At 53.3% G+C, this 21874-nt stretch carries 22 protein-coding genes and 1 pseudogene; 6 read left to right on the top strand and 17 right to left on the bottom strand.

Annotated features, from left to right (window positions below; translation table 11 throughout):
* The 8 genes from J9253_RS02765 to J9253_RS02800 form a co-directional block, all read right to left on the bottom strand.
* Positions 1-567: a pilus assembly PilX family protein gene (locus J9253_RS02765; protein ID WP_210223206.1), complete on the bottom strand. Its 567-nt coding sequence runs from the start codon at positions 565-567 to the stop codon at positions 1-3.
* Positions 564-1556, bottom strand: coding sequence for a PilW family protein (locus J9253_RS02770; protein ID WP_210223207.1), 993 nt, complete (start codon positions 1554-1556; stop codon positions 564-566). The genes J9253_RS02765 and J9253_RS02770 overlap by 4 nt, the downstream gene beginning before the upstream one ends.
* Positions 1553-2035: a type IV pilus modification protein PilV gene (gene pilV, locus J9253_RS02775; protein ID WP_210223208.1), complete on the bottom strand. Its 483-nt coding sequence runs from the start codon at positions 2033-2035 to the stop codon at positions 1553-1555. The genes J9253_RS02770 and pilV overlap by 4 nt, the downstream gene beginning before the upstream one ends.
* Positions 2032-2592 (bottom strand): GspH/FimT family pseudopilin, encoded by a 561-nt coding sequence (locus J9253_RS02780; protein WP_210224517.1) that lies wholly within the window; start codon positions 2590-2592, stop codon positions 2032-2034. Before J9253_RS02780 ends, pilV begins: the two co-directional genes overlap by 4 nt.
* A gap of 142 nt (positions 2593-2734) precedes the next feature.
* Complete coding sequence (locus J9253_RS02785; protein ID WP_210223209.1) at positions 2735-3790, bottom strand: thioredoxin family protein; 1056 nt, start codon at positions 3788-3790, stop codon at positions 2735-2737.
* 103 nt (positions 3791-3893) lie between these two features.
* Positions 3894-7031 carry an efflux RND transporter permease subunit gene (locus J9253_RS02790; RefSeq protein WP_210223210.1) on the bottom strand — a complete coding sequence of 1046 codons (3138 nt, stop codon included), beginning with the start codon at positions 7029-7031 and terminating at the stop codon, positions 3894-3896.
* On the bottom strand, positions 7028-8224 hold the full coding sequence (locus J9253_RS02795) for an efflux RND transporter periplasmic adaptor subunit (RefSeq protein ID WP_210223211.1): 1197 nt from the start codon (positions 8222-8224) through the stop codon (positions 7028-7030). The genes J9253_RS02790 and J9253_RS02795 overlap by 4 nt, the downstream gene beginning before the upstream one ends.
* Positions 8225-8226: 2 nt before the next feature.
* Positions 8227-9432: an NnrS family protein gene (locus J9253_RS02800; protein ID WP_228291485.1), complete on the bottom strand. Its 1206-nt coding sequence runs from the start codon at positions 9430-9432 to the stop codon at positions 8227-8229.
* A gap of 114 nt (positions 9433-9546) precedes the next feature.
* Between J9253_RS02800 and J9253_RS02805 the strand changes: the two genes are divergently transcribed.
* From J9253_RS02805 to J9253_RS02810, 3 genes and pseudogenes are all read left to right on the top strand, one after another.
* Positions 9547-10284 (top strand): TSUP family transporter, encoded by a 738-nt coding sequence (locus tag J9253_RS02805; protein WP_210223212.1) that lies wholly within the window; start codon positions 9547-9549, stop codon positions 10282-10284.
* 182 nt (positions 10285-10466) lie between these two features.
* Positions 10467-10511 (top strand): annotated as a pseudogene (locus J9253_RS21265) (hypothetical protein); the annotation flags it as partial.
* An 83-nt stretch (positions 10512-10594) separates the two neighbouring features.
* Positions 10595-11527, top strand: a complete 933-nt coding sequence (locus tag J9253_RS02810; protein WP_228291486.1) for an RNA-guided endonuclease InsQ/TnpB family protein — start codon at positions 10595-10597, stop codon at positions 11525-11527.
* A 44-nt stretch (positions 11528-11571) separates the two neighbouring features.
* On the opposite strand, the gene der is transcribed toward J9253_RS02810, so the two are convergent.
* Entirely contained in the window at positions 11572-12993 is a 1422-nt protein-coding gene (gene der / locus J9253_RS02815) for a ribosome biogenesis GTPase Der (RefSeq protein ID WP_210223214.1), read from the bottom strand.
* A gap of 60 nt (positions 12994-13053) precedes the next feature.
* Between der and J9253_RS02820 the strand changes: the two genes are divergently transcribed.
* A complete protein-coding gene (locus J9253_RS02820) occupies positions 13054-13599 on the top strand; it encodes an NUDIX hydrolase (RefSeq protein WP_210223215.1) in 546 nt (181 codons plus the stop codon).
* A 9-nt stretch (positions 13600-13608) separates the two neighbouring features.
* On the opposite strand, the gene J9253_RS02825 is transcribed toward J9253_RS02820, so the two are convergent.
* The 5 genes from J9253_RS02825 to J9253_RS02845 form a co-directional block, all read right to left on the bottom strand.
* Positions 13609-14040: an RDD family protein gene (locus J9253_RS02825; protein ID WP_228291487.1), complete on the bottom strand. Its 432-nt coding sequence runs from the start codon at positions 14038-14040 to the stop codon at positions 13609-13611.
* Positions 14037-14618, bottom strand: a complete 582-nt coding sequence (locus J9253_RS02830) for a Uma2 family endonuclease (RefSeq protein WP_210223216.1) — start codon at positions 14616-14618, stop codon at positions 14037-14039. Before J9253_RS02830 ends, J9253_RS02825 begins: the two co-directional genes overlap by 4 nt.
* Positions 14619-14694: 76 nt before the next feature.
* The gene (locus J9253_RS02835) at positions 14695-15279 is read right to left on the bottom strand and encodes an anthranilate synthase component II (RefSeq protein ID WP_210223217.1); all 585 of its coding nucleotides are present in this window, start codon (positions 15277-15279) and stop codon (positions 14695-14697) included.
* 14 nt (positions 15280-15293) lie between these two features.
* Positions 15294-16775 (bottom strand): anthranilate synthase component I, encoded by a 1482-nt coding sequence (gene trpE, locus J9253_RS02840; protein ID WP_210223218.1) that lies wholly within the window; start codon positions 16773-16775, stop codon positions 15294-15296.
* A 45-nt stretch (positions 16776-16820) separates the two neighbouring features.
* On the bottom strand, positions 16821-17012 hold the full coding sequence (locus tag J9253_RS02845) for a hypothetical protein (RefSeq protein WP_210223219.1): 192 nt from the start codon (positions 17010-17012) through the stop codon (positions 16821-16823).
* 263 nt (positions 17013-17275) lie between these two features.
* Between J9253_RS02845 and J9253_RS02850 the strand changes: the two genes are divergently transcribed.
* Entirely contained in the window at positions 17276-18229 is a 954-nt protein-coding gene (locus J9253_RS02850; RefSeq protein WP_210221817.1) for an IS110 family RNA-guided transposase, read from the top strand.
* Here J9253_RS02850 and J9253_RS02855 read toward each other — a convergent pair.
* Positions 18193-19578: an IS4 family transposase gene (locus J9253_RS02855; RefSeq protein ID WP_228291488.1), complete on the bottom strand. Its 1386-nt coding sequence runs from the start codon at positions 19576-19578 to the stop codon at positions 18193-18195. The two genes, J9253_RS02850 and J9253_RS02855, sit on opposite strands and share 37 nt — an antisense overlap.
* Before the next feature lie 18 nt (positions 19579-19596).
* Positions 19597-20085, bottom strand: a complete 489-nt coding sequence (locus J9253_RS02860) for a hypothetical protein (protein WP_210223220.1) — start codon at positions 20083-20085, stop codon at positions 19597-19599.
* Between the two features lie 52 nt (positions 20086-20137).
* Here J9253_RS02860 and J9253_RS02865 point away from each other — a divergent pair, with 52 nt between their 5' ends.
* Entirely contained in the window at positions 20138-20566 is a 429-nt protein-coding gene (locus tag J9253_RS02865; RefSeq protein WP_210223221.1) for an RNA-guided endonuclease InsQ/TnpB family protein, read from the top strand.
* A gap of 22 nt (positions 20567-20588) precedes the next feature.
* Here J9253_RS02865 and J9253_RS02870 read toward each other — a convergent pair whose 3' ends face one another.
* The gene (locus tag J9253_RS02870) at positions 20589-21737 is read right to left on the bottom strand and encodes an ISAs1 family transposase (RefSeq protein ID WP_210221251.1); all 1149 of its coding nucleotides are present in this window, start codon (positions 21735-21737) and stop codon (positions 20589-20591) included.
* Positions 21738-21874 lie beyond the last annotated feature (137 nt).

The raw sequence follows: 21874 nt of genomic DNA on the forward strand, positions 1-21874 counted from the left end.
CTAAATATTCCGTTTGATGGTCGTTTGCAAGACCACGATGGCACGACCAGTACTGATGCCAGGATTGCTGCTACGGACAGTTACCCGGTAGAACTGCTCGGTAGGAACCCCGTTGTTGACACCATATTGGGTATTATTGAGGTTATTGTCCTGACCAATATTACTGCGACTGACACCACTCCCCAATAATTGAATGTGATATTGCGGCACACCCACTGTCGTCGCAATATTTGTACGAAAATCGTCAGGAATGTTTGCCCAGCCTGCATTGTCGTTCAAAAAGGTATTGACAGGCACGGGTGGACAGGTGATGTTAGAGCCGAGGCTGCAATTGATCGTCGATAACGTCGTCGCGGTGGATTCAAGGATTGTCTCGACAGAACGCAAGGCAGCTTCGGCAGCCTGAAAAGCCAGTTCCCGGTCATTCAGGTTGGTTGCCATGCTTTGCTGAAGTTTGACGCCCTGAATGCTCGCCAAGCTCATCACCGTTACCATCAAAAGGAATATCAGTGAAAAAACGAGTGTAGCGCCTTGTTGTGGCTGACGTGGTTGATGAGGTATTTTCAAAGGCGGTTCCTCAAGGCAACGATGTGGGGAATCGTGCGTTGTAAACGCCCATCCCCCGTTGAATTTGTAGAAAGATGGGTGTCTGCCGTCACTAGTGTAATCGTCAGCTTGAGTGCATCCACATCTTGCCAGTTGGTGATGGCTGTGGCATCACTCCAAGCGTCTGCACTGGGTACATGGTACTCAATGAGTAAACCACTAAGACCAGCGACAATCTCTTCATAAACGGTATTGCCTTTATCCATTCTTGCCCGATAGAGTGAACGATTACCCTCGTTGGTGCGCCCATTATTACCGACATACCAAACGCTGGAATAAAAACGACCAATATAGGCATTGGGTGGATAAGTGTAAGGGTTTCCCTGCGTTGTCGTGCAATTGGTGGGGAAGCCTAACCCTTGAGAACAGTTACCCGGTGAACCCGATTCTTCGTTGTGCGTTAGGGTTGTTTCACCACCTGCAACCAGCAGACTGTTCACCTGAAACAAGGATGATTGCTCTATATCACAGACTAATACAATATCGTTCTGGGCAATGTCGGTTGCAGTGGAAGCGATCATCATCGTGGCTGTTGCTGCCAGATGCTTATCCAGTGGAAATCCAGAGCCTGCCATGCTTTGTACCAGAATGGCACTGCTGCCAAGAACCCGTTGCCCAACCTCAGTGCCTGTCGTCACGCCCGGTATAGTGTCTTGCGTAGGATCAAATCCCTGAAACCCTAGCCAATTTAATAATGGTCTGTTACCACGATCTTTCAACACATTAGCAATACGATCCGCATTGCCGCAGGGAGCCGCTCCCGTCTGGCGTAAATCACGAGCTAGCATTTCAAACGTTATCCGAGCGCTTTCTTGCAATTGAGACAGTCCATCGTTACTACGGTAAACCTGACGATTAGCTGCAAAGACACTGATGATTCCAGCCATCAAGACTGTCCCTAATAGCATGGAAATCATCAACTCAATCAAACTGAAGCCACGTTGTTTCACAAGTAAATCTCTACTTGGATATTTTGGACATCTTTCCCGGCGGTTGCACGACCGTCATTCCACTGGACAATAATCGTGCATTTTGGTCCGCTACAAGCGACTGAACCCGTCGCACTATCACCCAACAAGGCACGCAGACTAGAGCGCCAGTCATTTAGGGAGGCTTGGGCAAAGGGGTGTGTCTGATGATTGTCTACCGACGCATTATTAAGGTTACGTATGCCATTCGTGGCGATCTCTTCATCAAGGCCAAGATTAAACTCACCCTCAAGGGCAGCAGTACGTGTCACCCGCATTGCTTCAGCGATACTGTAACTTTGTATGACGGCCACACTATGTTCCAGTGCGCTGTTGTTATTTTTTAATCCATGTGTTTGCATCGAAGCGATACCCAATAACCCTACGGACAAAATCACGACGGTCACTAATATTTCGATTAGCCCGACCCCGTGTTGGAAATGTTGGTTAGGTATTTTCATGAGGCGCAGTTGCCCGTTGTTTTTATGATATTACTACGGCTGCCTGCACCGAAGGTTAGGCAACGGGACTCACCGGCAGTATCGGCATCGACCTGAATCTGGAAGCGCTTGCCATTAATCAGGTCGCCATTGCTGCGAGCTAAGCCATCTGCGCCAAACGTAATCGTATCGTTGGTTATGTTGAGCGTTTGGGTTAATCCCTTATCCTCTGGCAGAACACCGCGTCGTAACACTTCGCCGCTGTTGGTTAGCACCAACCAATACTTCCAATCACCCGATGAGGTGACACAACCCGTGCTTACTTCAGATATGGTGCGACACAACCTGACGGATGTATTGCGGGTAATGCTGACAGATCGTGAGAAATTGACCATAACCAGCATTTCATTAGCCTGTGTCGTCAGCAAATAACTACGGTAAACATGAAGCAGTGAAGGTATAGCACTGGTGATTAAAATGCTAGCAATACTGACAGTAACCAGTAACTCCACGAGCGTAAGGCCAGACTGTTCATTAGTCTGGTAAGCAGTGCCAAACTTGGCGTGGGGACAGCGCATATAACACCTTTATTATTTTTTTAAATGATTAATGCAATTATCATTTATTATCTTCATTTTGCAAGGGTTTGTCTATTGATTATTTTGATAAAATCAACAATGATTTTCCATGCAATGATTATATAATTCAATGAGTTATACGCTATTCCATTAAGTTGACGGGGAAGCCGTGTTCTGCTAAGGCTTCGCGGCGGTGTTGCAGGTAACGCTGGAATTCGGGCATCCACTGATATGCGCCGGAGACAACGTAGTCGATTGCGCCGTGGGTGTGGAAGGCTTTGAAATAGGCTTCGGTACGGAAGACTTCTTTGCCGTCGGCATCAAAGAATAGCAGGCTGGGGCTGTATTTGATTTCCAGTGATTTTGCCCAGTCGGCGAGTGTCATTTTCTTGCCATCCGGGGTTTGGATGGTGGTGGTGTCGTCCGGGTCAGCTTGCGCCAGATCAAGATTGCTGAGGGAATATGCCAGCTCTTTGCGTTTGAAAATGTCGTTGTAGAGTTCGTCGCAGGTTTCGCAGTCTTTTTGTGCGAATACCACCATCAGGGGGCGCTTGCTATCCTGGTGGGCGCCTTGCAGGCGCAGCGGTTGCGGTAATGCGCCGGGCAGGGTGTAAGTGGTTGCGGCGGTTGTAATGGCCTTGCCGGATGCTTTGAGTTGGGTGTAGTAGTCTTTAAAGCTGCCTGCCTTGTCGTGTTTTCCGGCGACAAAATCCAGTGCCAGTTCAAACTTGTCGGGGGCGTAATAGCCGTTGACGCGCAGCACGACCTTGCCAGTTTCATCAAGGAATAGCATGGTGGGGGTGTATTGCACTTTCAGGTCGGCGGCGAAGGTTTTTTCAGTGGTGTCCTTGCCCTCCACGTCGGTGACGGTGCGGTCGCCCCACATATTGATGGCGATGACATCGAAGTTCTTTTGGGTCTTGTCGGTGATGCTTTGTTTGCCGAAATTGTCCTGAATCAGCTTGGCGCAATACGGGCAGCCATCCTGGTAGAAATACAGCACGACGCGCTTGTTGGCGGCGCTGGCTTCCTTGATGTCGTCACGCAGGTCGAGGAAGGATTCTTTAAACCACGCGGGTTTGTCGATAGCGCCGGGGTTGACCAGACCAGCTTCGAGCTGGGTGGGCGTGCCAGCGGGTTCGGCGGCATAGGCTGATCCAACCAGCAACGCCAGTGTGATAGGCAGTATGTATTTCATGGGAAGACCTCCTCAAACAGCGGTAATGCATTGATGTTCTGACTTATTTCATCAGTCTAACATGCTGGTTAAGGGGCTGATATTTCTAGTAGGAGTTTTGGGTTTAATGGGGTGTGGCTGTACCCCTGTGAAACACCCGCCCGACATCCTCTTTCACCAAATACAGCGCCGGAACCAGATACAGCGCGAGGAAGGTCGCAAACAGAATCCCGAACCCTAATGTCACCGCCATTGGGATTAGGAATTGCGCTTGTGTGGTCTTGTCGAGAATCAGCGGCGTCATCCCCGCGAAGGTGGTCAGCGAGGTCAACAGGATCGGGCGGAACCGCGTCACGCCTGCTTCGCGTACCGCATCCGCTACCGCCAGACCTTCCTGAAGTTTGCGGTTAATGCGGTCAACCATGACCAGCGCGTCATTCACCGCCACGCCGAACAGCGCTAGCAATCCAAACATACTGCTGATGCTTAAATCCATACCCATCAGGGCGTGTCCGCCCAACGCGCCAATGATGGAAAACGGGATGACGCTCATCACCACCAGCGGTTGCGCATACGATTGCAGCGGAATCGCCAGCAACACGTAAATCGCCAGCAGCGCGAAGCCCAGCCCCATCATCAGGCTACCCATCGACTCCCGCTGTTCTTTCTGCTCGCCTTCCATGTCATAGCCGACGTTGGGGTGTTGTGCCAATATTTCCGGCAGCCATGCCTTGAGGTCGGCGACCACTTTGGGGACATTGACCTTGCCTTTGTCCACATCGGCGGTAATGTCGATCACGCGCTGGCGGTCTACCCGCGAAATTTTGGGTGTGCCTTGCCCCAGCGTGATGTCTGCGACTTCGCTCAAGGGGATTTCAGCGCCATCCTGGGAGCGGATCAGCAGGTTTTGCAGGTCAGATAAGGAATAGCGCTCTTCCTTGGGGTAACGCACCATGACTTTGACTTCGGACTGGTCACGTTGCACCCGCTGTGCTTCTGCGCCGAAGACCGCATGACGCACTTGCGTACCCAGCGTGCCAAGGGTCAGGCCAAGCTGTTCGGCTTCGGGGCGGATGCGTAATTGCACTTCCTGCTTGCCGCCTTCAAAGCTGTTTTTGATGTCGAATACACCGTCGTATTCCGCCATTTTGGCTTTGATAATGTCGGCAACCACCGCCATTTCCTCGAAATCATTGCCGCGTAATTGCACCGCCAGCGGGCTGCCGCCTTGCCCGATTTCCGCGCGGAAACTGAGTTCTTGTGCACCGGGAATCGGGCCGATCAGATTGCGCCACTCCTTGGTCAAGGCCGTGCCGCTAACCGCCAGCGTGCGTTGTTCCGGCGCGGTGATTTCAAAGGTGACGCTGGCGAGGTGCGATTTGCCGGTGCTTTCGCCACGTCTGCCTGACGAGCCAGTTGCACCGACTGTGACGAGAATGTGTTCAATAATACTCTCGCCAGTGGTGGGTTCGATGTATTTTTGCTGTAATGCCTGCGCGGTTTTGGCCATTTTCTCAGCGGTACGTGTCGTCACTTCAATCGGCGTACCTTCCTGCATTTGCAGCGTGCCGGTGACGTATTCGCCCTGAATACGTGGGAAAAAGGTGAATTTCATGCGCCCACTCATCGGAATGGTCAGGCTGAGGATAAATAACAAGATAAAAATACTGATTACCAGATAACGCCAGTTCAGGGCTTTTTCCAGCGAAGGCCGGTAATAATTCAGGATAAACTGCTCCAGCCCGTGCGAAAACTTGCGCTGAAAACGGGTCAGCCAGCCGATTTCATCATCCCGGCGTAAATGCAGGTGGCGCAAGTGTACCGGCAGAATCAGCTTGGATTCGATCAATGAAAACAGCAGCACCGGGATCACGATCAACGGAATCTGTGCAAAGATTGGCCCACGATCACCCGCCATTATCAACAACGGGGAAAATGCCGCCACGGTAGTCATTACCCCAAACGTGACCGGCACGCTGATTTCCTGAGTGCCCTCAATGGCGGCTCGCACGGAATCATTGTGGTTGTGTTTGAGGTGAGAATAGATGTTTTCCCCGGTCACAATGGCATCATCGACCACGATCCCCAGCACCAAAATGAAGGCGAACATACTCACCAGATTCAAGGTGACGCCCAGTTCCGGCATCAGCCACAACGCGCCGAGGAAGCTGATCGGAATACCCAGCATGATCCAGAAGGCGAGGTCAATCCGCAAAAACAACGCCAATACCAAGAACACCAGCACCCCACTTTGCATCGCGCTGGAGGTCAGCGTGGAAAGCCGCGCCTTGATGGTTTTGGAATTGTCGCGCCAATAGTCTAAGACGACATCGGGTGGCAGGCTGCGGCGGCGTTCTACGATGTAATCCTTGATGGTGTTGGCAAGCGTAATCGCGTTCTGGTCGCCGACACGGTACACGTTGATGAAGGCAGCTTTTTGCCCGTCGTATTCCGAATAAAGTTCGTCTTCGTTGAAGCCGTCGTTGATACTGGCAATATCCCCCAAGCGGATGCGTGAGCCGTTGGCATTGCTGAGGATGGTGATATTGGCGAAATCATCGCGCTTGTAGGCTTGCCCCAAACTGCGCACCAGAATGTCACCGCCGGTGGTTTTGACCGTGCCGCCGGGAATGTCGCGGGAAGCGTTGCGGATGGCTTGGGCAATCGTATCCAGCGTTAAGCCGTATTGGCGCAAGGTCGCCTGCGAGACGCTGATACTGATTTCAAACGGGCGTACCCCGCCGAGATCGGCCTGAGTAATGCCGGGCAGACGTAACATTTCATCGCGAATGGTTTCCGCTTGCAGGCGCAATTCGGTTTCGGAGAGTACATTGCTGCCGATGGCGACGCTGATGACTTCGCGTCGGCGGGTGAGTTGCTCGACCACCGGGCGTTCGGCATCGGCGGGCAGGCGATTGGTGACACCATCCACGCGGGTTTTGATCTGGTTGACCAACTCGGTTACGTCGTATTGCGGGTCAATTTCAACCCGCATTTGCGCCGAGCCTTCCGAGCCATCGCTGAAGATTTGCTTGATGCCTTGCAGATCGGAAATGGCATCTTCCACCCGCATGATAATCCCTTGCTCGACTTCATACGGGGTAGCACCGGGGTAGGCCACGGTGATGTTGACGGTATCCAGCGCGAATTCGGGGAAGACTTCCAGCGGGATGCGTTTGAGGGCGGAATACGTACCCATCACGATGATGATGATCATCAGGATATTGGCGGCAACCGGGTTGCGGACGAACCAGGCAATCATGGCTTGACCTCGGCTGCTTGTTTCTGCGGTTTCTCCCCGGCTACTTGCACGACTTGCCCGGTGGTAGCCTGCGGTAGTGGCGTGGTAATGATGCGCTTGCCGTTCAGGTCGGTTGCGCTGCGGATCACAACGTCGGTTTCAGTGCTCCACACCACGTCAATCGCTTGTACCAGCACCTTGCCGTCTTGCAGCAGCAGGATTTCTTTGCCTTGGCGCACCGCTGAAGGTGGCAAAACGTAGACATTGTTGAACAGCTTGCCTTGAATTGCGGCACTGACGTATTGGCCGATGCGCAGCGGAGTGCTGATGCCTTCGCGGGCGTCGTAAGGGTTGTCGATGCGGGCAATCACCGTGATCTGGCGGCTTTTTTCATCGAGGGATGCACTGCTGCGTACCACTTGGCCTGGCCATTCATCCTGCGCATTGCCGGTGGTGGGGTGGAAGCTGACAGTGGGCATCTGTGCGGCATCAACCGCTTTATTGCGGAAGGCTTCGGGCATATTGAGCAAGGCATGTTGCGCCAGTGACAGTGGCAAATGCACTTCCAGTGCGTCGGTGGCGTAAATAATTCCCAGCACGGTGCCGGGGCTGACGTATTGACCCACGTCCACGCGCTTTTCTTGTACTCGCCCGCTGTAAGGTGCGGTGATGCGGGTGCGGGCAAGGTTGAGCTTTTCCTGTTGCAGCTTGGCTTCGGCGGCATTGATGGCCGCTTGTGCCGCTGCAATGTGTGGGCGACGGGCGGCGAGGTCGCTTTGGGGACGGTTGCGGCTGCTATCCAGCAAATTCCAGTCTTGTTGCGCCAGTTTGGCTTGTGCCTGTTGCTCTTGCAGGGTCAGTTGCTTTTGCGCAAGGTCGCCCTCGGCAATGGTAATGGCGTTGGTATAGTTGGCAGCATCCAGCTTCAGCAGCGTGTCGCCTTGGTTGAAGTAACCGCCTTCCTGAAAGTTAGGGGAAATCTCCAGCACTTTGCCGGAAACCTCCGCGACCAGATTGGTTTGGGTATGCGCCCGCACAATGCCGGATGCTTTGAGGACGACTTGGTAGTCCTGCAACTTCAAGGTTTGCGCATCGACGACGGTAGCCGGTATTTCCTGCGGCTGTTTATCAGCCTCCGGCCCTGTGGCGATAATGAATTTGCCTAAGCCAATAGCAATGGCAATGACTAGCAGGGGGAGGATGATTTTTTTCATATTTAGCCGTAACGTCCATCTATACGTGGTTTAATCAACATAGGCGCATAGTGCCACAAAAACAGTACAAACGCGGCAATCCACAGAAATTGTGCGCTTAGAATCCACATCGCGTAGAACTCTGGTACAAGCCAGATATTCAATACACGGATGAAGGCGCCTGCAAACAGCAGCAAGAATATGACCGCCAGAATCGTCGGTGGTTCCGCCACATCACGTCCGGTATGCCCCAAGGCAACCCGCGACATCATGCCCACGGTCATCATCGCAATACCACCGTAGGAGAAAGCATGAATCCACACCGGTACACCGCCGCTGGCCAAATAGGCAAATTTCAGTAAAAAGCCTGCAATCAGCCAGCCATAGGCCAGATACAGTGACCACAACAGCGGCTTTCCCCAGATATTGGGGTGATACCAACCCAATAGCCGGAAACTGTGCAGCACGACCTGTACCAGCGCCAGCACGCCACTGAGTAATCCCGCCAGTGCATTACCCGTTGCCAAGGCTACTACATCGGCAATCGCAAACACCAGAAACAACAGCAGACTGAGGCGATCTACCCACACATCGTTGCGTGCTGTGAAGGGGCAACCAACGCCGCGTTCAATGAAAAACGGGATAACGCGCCGCCCCATCGTGAATATCAGCCCCAGAATGATGTAAAAACCTGAGTAGAGGCCGACGCTTACGCCTTCCGGCCAATAGCCTAATAAACCCAGATAGAAAGCGATATTGGCGGGAACCAGCAGAGCAATTTTGCCCACCAGCGCCAGTTGTTTCCACTGTTTGCTGCGAATAATCGGGCGTGCCATCGCGATAGTCAGCCATAACAAAAACAGCGTATCGACCACGGCGATGACGATTAACGGTACGCCCAGAAACGGCAGCAATCGCGCCGTTGCCCAGACGCCCGCCAACACCAGTAGCGGTGTTTCGTGCAGGGTTTGCTGATTCGTCCAGTTTTTCACGGCGGTCAGCAGGAAACCGGCAGCCACGGCGACGGCATAGCCGAACACCATTTCATGCGCGTGCCATGTGATGGCGGGGTAAGCAGCGGGCAAGGCTGACCAGCCAAAGCCGTAAATGCCCGCCCACAGGATCATGCCAAGCACGGCAAATAGCCCTGCGCCGAGGAAGAAGGGGCGGAATCCGAGGTGATGGAGGGCGTATTTGCCGGTGTAGGGCTTTTCAAGATTCAGCAGCATGGGTGACATCCGTGTTGATTAAGCGGGCTTGGGGATTTGGGAAGCAATTTTACGCTGCATTGTGAGAAAAGGGATACACTTGCGTTCTCCTTAAGCAAAAAACTACTGTATTTTATGGAATTATTGTTAGCCCTGTTCGTCATTGCCATAATTGCTGGTTGGGTAGATTCTATCGGTGGCGGCGGTGGTCTGATCTGCATTCCCGCCTTGCTGTGGGCGGGCTTTAGCCCGTTGGAAACGCTGGCGACCAACAAATTGCAGGCCAGTTTTGGCTCGTCGACCGCAGCGCTGAATTACACCCGCCACGGCCTGGTGGATGTGAAAGGCCAGAAGCTGGCAATTGCGCTGACGTTCTTCGGTTCGGTGTGCGGCACCTTATTGGTGCAGCAAATCGACTCCAGCCTGTTGGCGAAAGCGATTCCGACGCTGTTGATTGTGTTTGCGTTGTATTTCCTGTTTTCACCCAAAATCAGCGACATGGATAAGCATCAAGTGACCACGCCCACGATTTTCGCGATGACGGTTGGGTTTGGTGCAGGGTTTTACGACGGCTTTTTTGGCCCCGGTGCGGGCATGTTTTTTACCATGGGTTATGTGACGCTGCTGGGCTTTGGTTTGCCTAAAGCGACCGGGAATACCAAGCTGCTGAATTTCACCAGCAATATTGCATCACTGCTGTTTTTCGCGCTGTCCGGGCATATCCTCTGGCAGGTAGGCTTGGTGATGGGCGTGGGGCAAATCATCGGCAGTTACATCGGTTCACACATGGCGGTCAAGCACGGTACACGCTTGATCCGCCCGGTGTTGGTCACCGTTTCGCTGTTGGTATCGCTGAAACTGTTACTCACCTGATCAGGTTGCGCGGCAAACCCCGTCCTTCAGGTCGGGGAGGATAGCGCGGGTGGCGAAGCCGCCCTATGTTCGGTAGTTTTGTCGGATAATCCGCGCAGTTTAACGCAGAATACCCACTCAAGCCGCTCTTGTTTAGCTACACTCCGAAGATGCAACGACTACAAGCCTTCAAATACGAACTCATGCCCAATGGTGAAACACAGCGTCAACTACGCCGTTTTGCTGGGTCATGCCGCTTCGTTTACAACAAGGCGTTAGCGTTGCAGCAAGCCAATCATGAAGCGGGTGAAAATTCATCGGTTACGTGGCAATGGCAAAACACCTTGATTTCCCCCGCTTCAAGCGTAAAGGCAGCGGTGACAGCTTCCGTTATCCTGACCCCAAACAAATCAAGCTCGACCCAGGTAATAGCCGACTTTTCTTGCCGAAACTGGGCTGGATACGCTACCGCAACAGCCGCGATGTGCTGGGAGAACGGCGCAATGTCACGGTTTCCAGCAAGGGCAGCCAATGGTTTGTCAGCATCCAAACTCAGCGGGAAGTGGAAAAAATTGCCTCTCAAGCCACGACAGCCATCGGTATCGACCTTGGTATAGCCCGTTTTGCCACGTTCTCCGACGGTACGTACCTCGAACCGCGCAACAGCTTCAAAACCAAAGCCGCCAAACTCGCCAAATACCAACGGCGCATGGCGCACAAGCAAAAGTTCAGCAACAACTGGAAAAAAGCGAAAGCCAACGTCCAAAAAATTCACACGCAAATCGCCACCGCCCGCCGCGATTTCCTGCACAAGGCGACGACCACGCTCAGCCAAAACCACGCGCTAGTGTTCATCGAAAATTTGCAGGTACGGAATATGTCCAAGTCAGCGGCAGGCACAGCGGAAAACCCCGGTAAAAACGTTGCCCAGAAATCTGGCTTAAACAAAGCCATTCTCGACCAAGGCTGGGGTGAATTTCGACGGCAACTCGACTACAAGATGGCATGGAAAGGCGGCATGTTGTTCACTGTGCCACCGCATTACACCAGTCAGGAATGCCCCGAATGTCACCATGTAGCGGCGGATAATCGTCAGACGCAAGCGCGGTTTGTGTGTGTGCAATGCCATTACGAAAATAACGCCGATCATGTCGGCGCGATCAATGTTTTAGAGCGGGGATACCGCTTGTTAGCCTGTGGAGATGCGGCCTTAAGCCGCTCTGTGAAGCAGGAACCCGCCGAAGTCAGTCAGCTATCTAGCTGAATGCAGTAGGAATCCCCTTCCTTTAGGGAGGGGAGGATGTCAACTTAGCGCTTTTTCTTCTTCTCGCTTTTCTTGATTTTGTGGATACGTGCAGCCAGACGTTTTTTGCTGTGTTCCTGACGTGGGGTCAGGGTATTGCGTCTGCCTTCATACGGGTTTTCGCCGCCCTTGTACTCAATGCGCACCTGACTGCCCACCAGTTTGAGGGTTTTGTGGAAATAATTGCTCAGGTAGCGCGTGTACATATCCGGCACATAATCGGTACGGTTGCCGTGAATAATAATGCGGAATGGGTTGCTGCCACCTTGGTGGGCGTAACGCAGTTTGATGCGTTGTCCACGGGTCAGCGGTGGTTGGTGCTGTTGCACCGCCATTTCCAAAATCCGCGTCAAACGTGGGGTTGGTACCTTGAGCATGGCGGAATCGTAAGCACGTTTCACGGCGGTATACAGTAAGCCAACATTAGAGCCATGCAGTGCGGAGATGAAATACTTTTCTGCGAAATCCAGGAAGGGCAACTTGACCTCAATCTGTTGCTTGATCCAGTCGCGGTCATCGGATTCCATGCCATCCCATTTATTGACGGCGAGTACCAGCGCTTTGCCTGCATCCAGAATCAGCCCCAGCAAGTGGGCATCCTGATCGGCGATGGTGTCGTGTGCATCCACCAGCATGATGACGACGTGCGCCCGTTGAATGGCATCCAGCGTTTTGATAATACTGAATTTTTCAATGGTCTCATCCACGCGGCTGCGGCGGCGTACCCCAGCGGTGTCGATCAGGGTGTAACGTTGCCCATCGCGTTCAAACGGGATGAAAATGCTGTCGCGGGTTGTGCCGGGTTGGTCGAACGCAATGACGCGTTCTTCGCCCATGATGCGGTTGATCAGGGTGGATTTACCCACGTTCGGGCGACCCACGAAGGCGATGCGGATGCTGCCATCGTCTTCCTCTTCTTCTTCCTCATCGAAGCCCGCGCCGAGCGAGTCGAGCACTGTGGTCATCAGCACGGTGACGCCGCGCCCTTGCACCGCTGCAATCTGGAAGACTTGGGTAAAACCGAGGCCGTAAAATTCGGTGGCGGCTTGATCCGCGTCCACGCCGTCGATCTTGTTGACCAGCAGGAACACCGGTTTGCTCATGACGCGGATGTCTTGCGCAATTTGCTGGTCAGCGGCAGTCAGCCCTTGCTTGCCATCAACGATGAACAGGATGGCATCGGCTTCCTGCATCGCCGCGCGGGTTTGTTTCGCCATGTGTTCGTCGATACCGACTTCTTCACCGCTTAAACCACCCGTGTCGATCAGCATGTAGCTGCGCCCGTTGAGTTCGCCAGTGCCGTATTTACGGTCACGGGTCAGGCCGGGAAAATCCGCGACCAGCGCATCACGTGAGCGGGTCAAACGGTTAAACAAGGTGGATTTGCCAACATTGGGGCGGCCAATCAGTGCGAGAACGGGTTTCATGGTATAAACAGCACAACAGAAAATTAAGCCGGGTAGGATACCATTATTTCAGGAGAAAACATGAATTATTGCAGTGAGTGCGGTGCAGCAGTCAGTTTGAAGATTCCCGAAAACGATGAACGAATGCGCTTTGTGTGTGATGTTTGCGGGGTGATTCATTATCAAAACCCTAAAATCGTGGCGGGGGCGTTGCCTGTGTGGGGCGAACAGGTGCTGCTGTGCCGCCGGGCGATTGCGCCGCGCTACGGTTTGTGGACATTACCCGCCGGATTCATGGAAAACGGTGAAACTACCGACCAGGCCGCTGCCCGCGAAGCGCATGAGGAAGCCAATGCCAAGCTGCGCGATTTGCACTTGTACACGGTGATCAGCATCCCGCACATCAATCAGGTGTACATGTTGTACCGCTGCGAGCTGGCCTCAGATGATTTTTCACCGGGGGTGGAAAGTCTGGAAACGCGATTGTTCCATGAGCATGAAATCCCTTGGAATGAGCTGGCGTTCCCCTCGGTGCGCAAAACGCTGGAGTGCTTTTTCCACGACCGCAAACAAGGGGCGTTTCAGGTGCGTAATCTGGGCTTTTTAGCGCCGAAACCAGCAGGCTGATTAGCAGGGCTATTTCTTGTGGATTCTCACCAAACGGGTTTGCGAAAAGCGGTCATGCCAAGTTAGGCGTTCCGGGTCGAATAATGAGACGAGAAAGCCGATACATAAGGCTGCCCAACTGAGGATAGCCCACAGAAAACGCGAGCGGGCTTGTGGCCAATTGATGGCTTGCCCTGTTTCTGTCACCACGCGCACTTTCCATGCCCGCATTCCCAGCGTTTGCCCGCCGTGCGTCCAGAACCAGCCAAAGAAGCCGTAGGTCATGGCGGTGTACACCAACATCATGATGATAGCGGGCACTTTTACCCCCGTCAGCGCTGTGAAAGCGTAAGCGGGAATCGCAGCAATAATCACCACGCTGAAGCCTGCGAGCACGGTGTCGTAAATGATCGCGCCAACGCGGCGGAGGAGAGTAGCGGGTTCAGCAGTCATATTGCTCATTGAAGAAAAAATCCCATATCTTCGTAAATATCTTCTAGTGTTAATTGCAGCGTGGAATCGCCGCAACGTATAGCCAACACTTCGCCCGTGTCGAGCGCGGCTTTTTCCCATTGGTTGTTGGCATTGCGCTGGTAATAGTCCACTTGAACGTGTTCGGGTGAAATCAGCAAGTAATAACGCAGACTGGGGATGCGCTGGTAATTGCGTAATTTTTCGCGGCGGTCGGTACTGACTGTGGAGGGTGAGGCGACTTCAACGATGATGCACGGCTGTTCACGGTAATACCCGCCGATATTGTCATCAGGATCACAGCACAGCATGACATCGGGGTAATAGAAGTAACGTCCACTGTCCAGTCGCAACTTCATATCACTGAGGTACGTCGTACAGTGCGTGCCACGCGTTTGGCGGCGCAGATGGAAGCCAACATTCATCGTGACACGATTGTGTTTATCGCTTGCCCCTGCCATTGCGTAAATTTGCCCATCCACGTATTCGTGACGTATCTCCCCGTCGTTTTCAAACGCGAGGTATTCGGCTTCCGTTGTGTAGTGTTGTATCTGTGGCTGCGACATCATGCGACTCCCGTATCACGTTGCAGTGAGAATGCCTTTTCTCACCTCCCCTGACAAGGGGAGGTTGGGAGGGGTTTCTTCATTTTCCATCCAGAAAATTCCGCAGCATGTCATGCCCGTATTGGGTGAGGATGGATTCTGGGTGGAATTGCACACCTTCCACCGGCAGGGTTTTGTGGCGCACGCCCATGATTTCATCCAGCTTGCCATCGGCGGTTTCTGTCCAGGCGGTAATTTCCAGACAGTCGGGGAGGCTGGCTTGTTCGATCACTAGCGAATGGTAACGGGTGGCTTCCAGTGGGTTGGGCAGGCTGCTGAATACGCCGACACCTTTATGGTGAATCATCGAGGTTTTGCCGTGCATGATTTCTTTGGCACGGACGATCTTGCCGCCGAAGGCTTGCCCAATGGACTGATGCCCAAGGCATACGCCGAGGATGGGGATTTTGCCCGCAAAACGCAGCAGCGTGGGGATGGAAATACCCGCTTCCGTTGGTGTGCAAGGCCCCGGCGACAGCACGATTTTGTCGGGGGCGATGGTATCAATGGCTTCGACGGGGATTTCGTCGTTGCGCACGATCTGAACTTTCGCCCCTAACTCGCCCAGATACTGCACGATGTTGTAAGTGAAAGAGTCATAGTTATCAATCATTAAGACGCGCATAGTCTACTCCTTTCTCACTTGTGTTTGCCATTCAGGCCGGACAGGGCAGCGCTGGCGGCACGGAATACCGCACGGCCTTTGTTCATGGTTTCGTCCCATTCCGATTGCGGCACGGAGTCGTAGACAATACCTGCGCCCGCTTGGATGTGCAGCACGTCATCCTTGATGACGGCGGTGCGGATGGCGATGGCGGTATCCATATTGCCGTTCCACGCCAGATAGCCGATCGCGCCCGAATACACGCCGCGTTTGACGGGTTCGAGTTCGTCGATGATTTCCATCGCGCGGATTTTCGGCGCACCGCTGACGGTTCCGGCGGGGAAGGTGGCGCGGAGTACGTCCATCGCATCCAGCCCCGGCAGCAGTTGCCCGGTGACGTTGGAAACGATGTGCATGACGTGCGAATAGCGTTCCACAATCATTTTGTCGGTGAGTTTTACCGAGCCGATGCTGCTGACACGCCCCGCATCGTTGCGCCCAAGGTCGATCAGCATCAGGTGTTCGGCGAGTTCTTTGGGGTCGTTGAGGAGTTCGGTTTCGAGTGCCTGATCACGCTGTTCGGTGTCGCCACGACGGCGCGTGCCTGCAATCGGGCGCACGGTAATAATGTCATCTTCGAGGCGCACCAGAATTTCCGGCGAGGAACCGACAATGTGAAAATCGCCCAGATTCAGGAAGTACATGTACGGCGAGGGGTTGAGGCGGCGCAAAGCACGGTACAAATCCAGCGGCGGCGCGGCAAACGGGATGCTCATGCGTTGCGACAGCACCACTTGCATCACATCCCCGGCCTTGATGTATTCCTTGGCAGCCAGTACCGCAGCCTTGAAACCGTCTTCGGTGAAGCCTGAAATGAAGTCGCTTTCTTCCACCTTGGTCGCTGTGGGGGCGGGTTGGTAGAGGCGACGGGCTTCCTGCAACTGGCGTTCGAGTGCGTCGAGGCGTTGCTGAGATTGCTGGAAACCGCCCGCTTCCGCCAGCACGATCAAGTGCAATTCACCGCGCAGGTTGTCGAACACCACGACTTCATCCGACACCATCAGCACGATGTCGGGCGTGCCAATCGGGTCGGGCTTTTCACGCCCCTGCGCCAGCTTTTTTTCAATGTAGCGAATGGTTTCGTAGCCGAAATAGCCGACCAGCCCGCCGTTGAATCGCGGCAAATCTTCTATGTCGGGTACGTTGTATTGCTGCTGGAATTTGGTGATCCACACCAGCGGGTCAGCTACGTCAAAGGCTTCGATGGGCTGATGGGCGCGGTGCACTTCCACCCGCAGGCCAAACACTTTGATGATGGTTTTGGCTGGCAGGCCGAGCATGGAATAACGTCCCCATTTTTCCCCGCCCTGTACGGACTCGAACAGGTAGGAATAGGGCGCATCAGCGAGTTTGAGGTAGGCACTTAACGGGGTATCAAGGTCTGCCAGAATGGTACGGCGGACAGGAACGCGGTTGTAGCCTTGGGCGATATAGGTATCAAAAATTTCCTGATTCATCGTGTGCATTTCAGGTTGAATAAGGGGGCAAAGTCTAGCATACGCTTAGCGCAGGCGATACACGCCGAGTAAGGGGTGGTAACGCAAGGTGTGGTTTTTGTCAGTGTCGCTGTAACAGGCACTTTCGATGCTCATCAGTTGCTGGCGGATGAGCGTTTCTTCCTTGTCGGCGAAGAGTTTGGTTTTTAGGTCTGCATACAGTTCTTCTATATCCCACTGGCAAATATAGCGATTCATGGGAATGGTTTCCGTCGCGGGCGGTTTGACTGTCACTGTCTCGAATTGGCGGTTAACCCATCTCTTTATACACAAATCAGTCCTAGTATCTGGGAAGAATCATCCCGGATGTACTAAACAAGGAGTTTTCAGGATGTGGCAGGCCGCCAGCCCTTTGGGTGAACCCCGTGGGGAAGCTTGGGTCGCCACATCCAATTCTTGAAGAACCCGAACAGTTGCCAGGGAACAACCCGCATCATCGGCTAGGATGGGAGTACAGGAACATGGAACAAACCCAAGAAACATTTATCGGCATTGATGTTTCCAAAGCACATCTGGATGTTCATGGTTTGCCTTCTGGCGAAGCATGGCAAGCAGATAACACCAGCACCGGAATAACCGGATTGGTCGAAAAGTTGTTGCTTTGGAATGCCAGCCTGATTGTCATGGAAGCGACAGGTGGATTGGAAACGCCCATTGCCTGTGCCTTGATGGAAGCTGGCTTACCCGTTGCCGTAGTGAATCCCCGGCAAGCACGGGATTTTGCTAAAGCAATGGGGCAACTCGCCAAGACGGACAAAGTGGATGCGCGATTACTGGCCTTATTCGGAGAACGTATCCGCCCCGAAGTCCGTCCTTTGAAAGATGCTGAGCAGCAACTTTTTAGCCAATTGCTGGCACGTCGCCGTCAGTTGGTGGAGATACGAGTTGCCGAACAAAACCGTTGGTTTATGGCACAAGGTAGCGTCCGTGGGAATATCGAACAGCACCTTGAATGGCTCAAGCAGCACATTGACGATGTGGACAAAGACTTGGGGCAATTCGTGCAGGCCAGCCCCGTATGGAAAGCGAAGGAAGACCTGCTGAAGAGTTTCAAAGGTGTGGGACGTATTGCCAGTTTCACCTTGCTAGCCTCCCTACCGGAACTGGGGACGCTCGACCGGAAAGAAATAGCGGCCTTGGCAGGTCTCGCGCCCTTCAACCGTGACAGTGGCACGATGCGCGGAAAACGTGCTATCTGGGGTGGACGGGCTGAAGTAAGGAGTTTGCTGTATATGGTGGCGTTAGTAGCATCAAGGAGTAACAATACCATCAAGAAATTTTATGAAAAACTTGTTCAGGCAGGCAAACCCAAGAAGGTTGCACTCACTGCCTGCATGAGAAAAATCCTGACCATCCTGAATGCAATGGTCAGGGATAATCAACCTTGGAACCCACAAGGGAAACAACATGCTTGACATAACATCAAGACAGTTGCTTCCCCCAATTCACTAGCCATCTGAATCCCATAAATACAGTCCAGCACCCTTGAGTAGCCCAACCAGATACTTTTAGCTCCCGGTTCGCCATCGCATTTTCTGCCCAGAAAGCCCCCCAGTTCTGCCAGATTGCGGATCACTTGATTGAGGGTAGGTATGCCATCGGGCAGTGCTTTTTTGCCGAGCCGGAAGGATACTTTCCATTCCAGCGGGTCAAACACCAGCTCAGCCGGAAGTTCTGGGCAGGTACGCCCCAACCGCATCAGAAACATAATCCGCCAGGCCACCATGATGTAGAGCGCGAGGGCTTTTTCGATGCGCTCTTTAGTGTCCAGTTGCAGTTTTTCGACGCGACAGCCAACTTTCAGGACATCAAAAAACATTTCGATTTCCCAACGCGCCCGATACCAGTCGATGAGTTCACAAGCGGCATCGGCGGTCTCTACACAACGGTTGGTGACTAAACGCCAAATGAGGGGCGATTTTCCGGCGGGTGGGTTGATTTCTTTGGCTTGAACCAAGGTCAATAGCATCGGGTGCTTGCTCTTGGGACGCAGGGTATAACGTAACACCTTGATTTCCTGTACCACTTTGCGGGCTTTTTCACCCTGCTTGCGCGGTTTGGTAAAGGTGATGCGGGTCAACGCCTGTTGTTGCTCAATGGCATCCCACAGTTTGAGGTCATCTCCTAAGGCACGGTTATGTTGCGCCCGTATCAGCAGGTCAGCCGGGTAATCCAAGGCTTGTGCCCGTTTGAGCAAGTCGTAAAAGTCGCTTTCACGGTCGCCCGTATAGATGAGCCGGTGTCCGGGGCAGCGTGCCGCCAGTTCGGCTACCCGTTCATACCCTTCGATCCAGCGACGGCTTTCTTTGATGCTGGGGTTCGCTTGGTCGGCGGCTTTGCTCAAGCCCCGTGACCACATCCACGTATCGGTGATGCCCAACGGCAGGCGTTCCGGGGTGATACACAAGGTCGGATGCAGGTACATCCCGCGTTGCTTATCGTAGGATAACCGCCCCAAGCCCTCGGTTTCCTGTCCATTGAAGTCCAATTCGGTGGTGTCTTGAATGCACAGGATAATCTTCGAGTCTTGTTGACGGATTCGGCACTCTGTCGCTTCAAAGTGGGATGCCATCAAAGCATCATGGCTCACCGCCTCATTCCAGAAGAAACGGTACGTCGCCAAGGTACTTGACCAACTCTGGCAAGCCTTGGGGAGGCTGGATTGGGGCGCTTTCAGCATGGCATTGAGAATATGGGCGGCGCGTGTTTCGAGGCGCTTGTCTCCCAAATCAAGATCGGTGAGTTCGCTAGATGACCAGTTCATAGGTGAAAATTGCTTATCTTACATCAGCTTGGGACTTGTGTATAAGGAGATGCGGTTAACCTCCTCACGGCAAGACCACTGCTTTTCCTCGTCCATCCAGCATAACAAGTTGCTGTGAGCGCGGCGGAAGCGGTTGTGTTTGGCGTGATGATCGTTCAATGCCATCGCAGGCGTTTGGATAAAATGCTGTAAGCCGACGTGTGATTGTTTGCGTGGCGCAGTACCGCTTAACCATTCGCCGAGTTTGCGTTGTTCCAGCGTGGTAATGGCGGCGGTTTGTGCTTGTTTCTGACTTAACAGGGAGCGTGCATCAATAGTCTGCGTGAGCAAGGCCATGTCATACACTGCTTGGGTTTGGTGTTGCTTGAGGGTATAGCCGTCCGACTCCACACCGGGGTAGCAGAAGGCTTTATCCGTCTTTCGCGTAAAACCTCGTCCTTCAGGGCGAGGATGCAGAGCGAGGGCAGCATCGCTGCGCCTCTTCCGTTTGTCGGCTGAAACCCGCATTTACGGTGGATTCAGACGCACAAGGCAGAGATTTTAACCTATCCTTAACCTCATGCAACGACGCCAAGCCTTTAAATACGAACTGAAGCCCACCGGCGAGCAACAGCGCAACCTACGCCGCTACGCGGGATCGTGCCGCTTTGTTTACAACAAGGCGTTAGCGTTGCAACAAGCCAACCATGCAGCGGGTGAAAAGTTCATCGGTTACGTGGCCATGGCAGCCAAGCTGCCCGTTTGGAAACGGGAGGCGGGGCAGGCGTGGCTAAAAGATTCCCCCTCACAGGCGTTGCAGCACGCCCTGAAGGACTTGGACAAGGCCTACCAAAACTTCTTTGCCAAACGTGCCGACTTCCCCCGCTTCAAACGTAAGGGCAACGGTGACCGTTTCCGCTACCCCGACCCCAAACAAATTAAGCTCGACCCAGCCAACAACCGCCTTTTTCTGCCCAAACTGGGCTGGATACCAGGGCAATCGCATTAAAAATATCTTGTTTTACAAAGCTCTAAATTTTAGGCTTGGTAGCCCCCGGTCTGCCTGTGACGATTTTTAGCAGATAGTCCTCATCCCAGCCCGCATTGAGACGCTTGTTCTTTACACCGAGCTTGACGGTTTTCTCGGTTTTGACCAAATTGAGGGCAATGTGCCGGACAACTGCCATGTTGGCATCGCCATTGCCGGAGCGCATCCGTTGGTCGTCTTCACGAAAAGCATAGTCCAACACCCAATGCAGGTTGTTTTCAATGCCCCAATGCGCCCGCACGATTTGCCCCAAACGTTCAGGGTTGGAAGCATCCATGCTGCTGATGAAGTAACGGGTTTCCTCAGTGGTTTTGTCTTTGCATTCGCGGATGGCGGTGACGGCAATGATGCTGGTGAGCTTAGTCCAATGGGGATGGTCTTTCTTTAGCCACTTAATGTCTGAGGTAGCCCGCACGATGCGGGTTTCAATTCGCCCATGCCCGCCGTCATCGTTGGTGTGCCCACTCGGCGGGCAGGTGTTGGCGGATTCAAAAAACAGTTTCACGTCCTGATGGAGTGTGCCTTGGTTGCCCTTCAGGCTGAGCAGGTAATCAGCCCCCTGATCCACGATCTGCTGGGCAATCGCCGTTTGGCAGCCCATCGCATCCAAGGTCACCACCGCACCCGCAATATTAAGCTGCATCAACAACTTAGGGATGGCGGTGATTTCATTGGACTTGTCATCCACCCGCTGCTGACCCAGCACTAGCTGATTCTGGCTTGCCCATGCACTGACCATGTAAATGGCGGACTTGCCGGAGGCACGATCGAGGCTACGGCGCAGGCATTTACCGTCAATCGCGATGATCTCGCCGCTGCTGAGACCGGACAGGTCTGCCACCCAACGGCTAAAACACTCACTGAACTTCTGGGTGTCGATCAGCGCAAAAATCCGCCCAAACGTGTCGTGTGACGGAATGCCTTGTTTCAAATTCAGTACGGCGGTGAACCACTTTTCTTTGGCTTTGCCAAACTGTTCGATGGATGCCCAGTCATCCGCACCGCAAATCACAGCACACAAGGTGATGAAGAAAATATCGCTCAGTTTGTGCCGCTTGCGACGATCCATTCGCGGATCAGGGATTGAAGCAAAATGGTCGACTATCGACGCCGTTGAATGGAGTTGTTTCATGGGGCTACAAAAAGCCTGATAGGAAACGGGCTTATCGTGGTTTTGTCAAGAGTATTTTAATGCGATTGCCCTAGGTTAAGTAGCTGTTCTTATATACGAATGCTGGGCTAGAGGTCATAATGTAAACAAATTTTATG

Origin of the sequence: Thiothrix litoralis, from assembly GCF_017901135.1 — a bacterium.
GTDB lineage: Bacteria > Pseudomonadota > Gammaproteobacteria > Thiotrichales > Thiotrichaceae > Thiothrix > Thiothrix litoralis.